At 61.5% G+C, this 3911-nt stretch carries 2 protein-coding genes; both read left to right on the forward strand.

Annotated features, from left to right (window positions below):
* The coding region (locus VNH11_10285) for an RHS repeat-associated core domain-containing protein (protein ID HVA46740.1) at nucleotides 1-2074 on the forward strand (2074 nt) is incomplete at its 5' end.
* 167 nt (nucleotides 2075-2241) lie between these two features.
* Entirely contained in the window at nucleotides 2242-3414 is a 1173-nt protein-coding gene (locus VNH11_10290) for an aspartyl protease family protein (GenBank protein ID HVA46741.1), read from the forward strand.
* Nucleotides 3415-3911: the final 497 nt, after the last annotated feature.

Below are 3911 nucleotides of genomic sequence, written 5' to 3' on the forward strand. Positions count from 1 at the left end.
CGGCGGCGAGCTGCTCTCGACCACAGATCCTCTCAATCACACGTCCAGCGATGAATATGACTCGCGCTATCGCCTGGTGCAGACCACCGATGCCAACTCGGGCGTGACGCAAATCACGCTGGACCCGGCCGGCAACGAGACGAAGCTGGTCGACCCTGCGGGCAACGCGACCACGTGGACCTTCAGCCCGACGAATTTGCCGCTCACGGAAACCAACGCGCTCGGCACGACGACGACCACGTACAACCTTGATTCGCTGCCCAGCAGCATCCAGGATGCCGACGGCCGGGTCCGCGATTTCCTCTATAACAACGACCGGCAGTTGACGGCCGAGAACTGGATGAGCGGCACCACGATCGTGGCCACGATGGCTTATGGCTACGACCTGGCCGGAGAATTGACCACGGCCAGCGACCCGAACTCGGCATACGCCTTCGCCTTTAACGGCGACGGCTACGTCACGACCGTCGACAACAGCGGCACGCCCAACGTGCCGCACGTAGTACTCACGAACGGCTATGACCTGATGGGCGACCGCACCAGCCAGTCGGCCACGATCGCCGGGACGGCCGATTACCTGAACAGCTACGCCTTTAACGGCGACCAGCAACTGACCTCGGTCACGCAGCAGGACCAGAACGGCGGCAACGTGATCTCGCCCAAGGAGATCGACTACGACTACAACGCGCTCGGCCAAGTCACGGATACGTGGGCTTACAACACGCTCGGCGGCCCGCGCAGCGACGTGCTGCACGGAAAATATTCCTACGACACCGGCGACCGCCTGACCGGCCTGGCCTACACGTCGAACGCCGGAGCGACGACGATCGATAGCTTCGGCTACGGCTATGATGCGGCGAACAACGTCACCAGCTTCGCCAGCATCGACGGCACGGCCAGCTACGGCTATGACCCGACGAACCAACTTACATCGGCGACCTACACGACCGCCAGCGGCGGCCACCAACCGGCCAACGAGAGCTACTCGTTCGACAAGAACGGCAACCGGAATATGACCGGATACTCGGCCGGTTCCGACAACCTGATGACCAGCGACGGCACGTTCAATTACCAGCACGATGCCGACGGCAACACCACCGTCCGCACGCAGATCGCGTCGACCTACTCGACGCAGTACAAAAGGACCTACAGTTGGGACTATCGCAATCGGCTCACGGACGTCGAGTACTACGACAACAATGGCGTGCTGACCAAGCACGTCCATTACGTGTACGACGTGTTCGATCATCTTCTGGCCACCGAAGCCGACACCACCGGCAGCGGCACCTACAACGAGATCGAGCGTTACGTTCTCGACGTTTCGCCCGAAATCCCGGCGGCGGGAATGCCGGGCACGGCCCTCGCCCAGCCGCCGCTCGTGTTCGACGGCAGCGGCAACCTGATTCAGCGGAACCTTGTGGCGCCGAGTCCAGCGGGGGTGGACGCGGTCACTGCGCAGGAGGCGGTCTCTTCGCCCAACCAGGGCGGCGTCAACACCTGGGCGGCGGACGACAACCTCGGCACTCCGCACGACATCGTCAGCAACAGCGGCACGGTTCTGAATCACGTCGTCGACACCGTCTTTGGCGAGACGGCGTACCAGAGCAGCCCCACCGTGACGTGGTGGTCCGGCTTCGCCGGCGGTCACGTCGACCCGACCACCGGCCTTGTGAACAACTATCACCGCTGGTATGATCCGGACACCGGGCGGTGGATTAACGAGGATCCGGAGGGTTTTAATGCCGGCGACGCCAACTTGTCGCGCTACGTTGGGAACGACCCGGTCAACGCAGTCGACACGGCCGGGCTGCGCATCGACCCGTCTCCGCCCCCTGAGCCGCCCCCTCCTGACGTGCCGCCCGCGCTGACCCCGGACCAGCAGATGCAGCAGCAGGTGCAGGCGGCAAAACTTGCGCTCAAGAAGGCGATGCAGCGGGCGGAGCAGCAAAAGCAAAAAGGGCTACAGGAAATTGCGATTTGGGAGAAGCAGCGACAGGCGGAACAAGAACTCGAAAAGCTGCGGCAGCAGCAGGCTCAGCAGTTGATGATCCTGCTCGAAGCGTTGATGAAATGATGACTAGGCCTCATTAGGGCCGCCGCTCTGAGTGGCTACGCGTGGAAGAAGTACAGGACCAGATCCCACAACTGGAGCACCATCAACTCGACGCCATTCATGGCGCCAGCGAGTTTCGAAGATTCAAATACATGCCCTGCTATATATTGTTCCACTGAAACAGCCAGATGATCGACGCACTGAGAAGGTTTCTCCTATTCGTCGCCGTTTTTGCCGCGTTTTCGCCTTCGTTCGCCGATGAACCGTCGGTGAATTCCGCTGCGCACCGTTGCGACTTCGAGGCCCCGTTCGACGGTTCGCTTTTAACCGTTCCAATCACCTTCGGCAACGAAATCTACACCTTCGCGATTGACACCGGCTCTCCAGAGACGGTGTGCGATATCGCTATGCGGTTCGTTCTCGGTGGGCGACAGTCGGCGCTGATGTCGCTGCGGAAGCCATATCTGATCGAGTTCTTTCGAACGCCCGTCGCACATGTGGGCAAGCTGAACGTCACTTCCCGATCGGGCGGTTTCGTATGCATGGACATGAGGACGCTCCGCGAGCAAAACCATGGACGTATTTGTGGCCTGCTGGGAATGTCGTTCTTGAAGGACCACGTGATCCGGCTCGACCCGGAAAAACACCGTCTATCCTTCTTGCACTCCGCGGGGCCGCATCCGGGCACGGCCATTGCGATCAAAGACGTCGATGGCTGGCCCACCGTCAATGCGGAGATTCCAGGACTCGGTCCGGTCGATTTCATCATCGACACCGGATGCATCGGAAGCGGCAGCGGCACTCTTTCGCGCGACAGTTTCAAATCGCTACGACAATTAGGGCTCATGCAGGAAGTCGGACGGGGCGTCAGCAGCGGCGTCGCTGGTGTGTCTGAGTTTCAACTCGGTGCCTTAGATTCGCTCAGCCTCGGGCCGTTCAAGCATTCGGACGTCATTCTCGCCACGGAGGACGACGAGAGGCCCAACGTTCTTGGTCTTAACTTTTGGTCGCGGTACGTCGTAACCTTTGATTTTCCGGGACGAACGATGTTCCTGATTCCCGCCAAGTCTCGTGAAAAGTTTTTGGACATGGATGTGAGTGGCCTTTCTCTTTCGCTTGAAGCCGGTCACGTCGTCGTGAAGGATGTCGAAGCCGGCGGTCCCGCGGCGCTCGGCGGTGTGCGAATTGGCGACGCCATCCTTTCCGTAGGCTCTTGCGATGCGACGAAGGCGCCTTTCGCGGCGGTTACGCGCGCATTTTGTGTGTCGGGACGGCGGCTGCAGGTTTCCATCTCCCGCGGTAAGCAGCGTCTGTCGCTGCTGCTGGAAATGGACCCGGAAAAGCTGCCATGTGGGAATTGAGTTATTGGGCAGCTACTGATCCCTGCGCGAAGAAGGTGGAACTTTTTAGATGCTTAATCCGGCCTGAGCAAAGAAGGCCTGGACCGAATGGCACTGCCGTATGGCGGGCAAGGACTTGCGCCGACGGTCGCTGGCGACGCGCCGCCCTCGGGGCGCATCCGCATCGCGCCGGCACGCGCCGCGCGATGGGCCGAGGACGGCAGCGCAGGACGGTCGCGCCGGCGCGCAGCGCCACCCCGCCCGCGTTTTGGCACGTGCCAAGGCGGTTCGATTGGCGCGCGTCAATGATGCCAAAGAACAGACCGCTTCCTCCCGGGCCAGCGAGTAAAAACTAGGCGGCCGCTCGCGTCGCCGGGGAAAGCGAAGCAAGACACCCAGCCTTTTGCCAGTGGCGCGCACGCGGTCGTTTGGGCGGTTTTTGAGCGAAGCGCGCGGGTGGATATGGCCGAATTGAGGGCGGGAAAGAGGGGTGATGCGCTCCGCGCACGCGACCGGCT

Source organism: Pirellulales bacterium, assembly GCA_035533075.1.
Taxonomy (GTDB): Bacteria; Planctomycetota; Planctomycetia; order Pirellulales; family JAICIG01; genus DASSFG01.

What these genes read in the sequence shown, in the direction of transcription:
- VNH11_10290 (HVA46741.1), top strand. Translation starts at nt 2,242, where the DNA reads ATGATCGACGCACTGAGAAGGTTTCTCCTATTCGTCGCCGTTTTTGCC.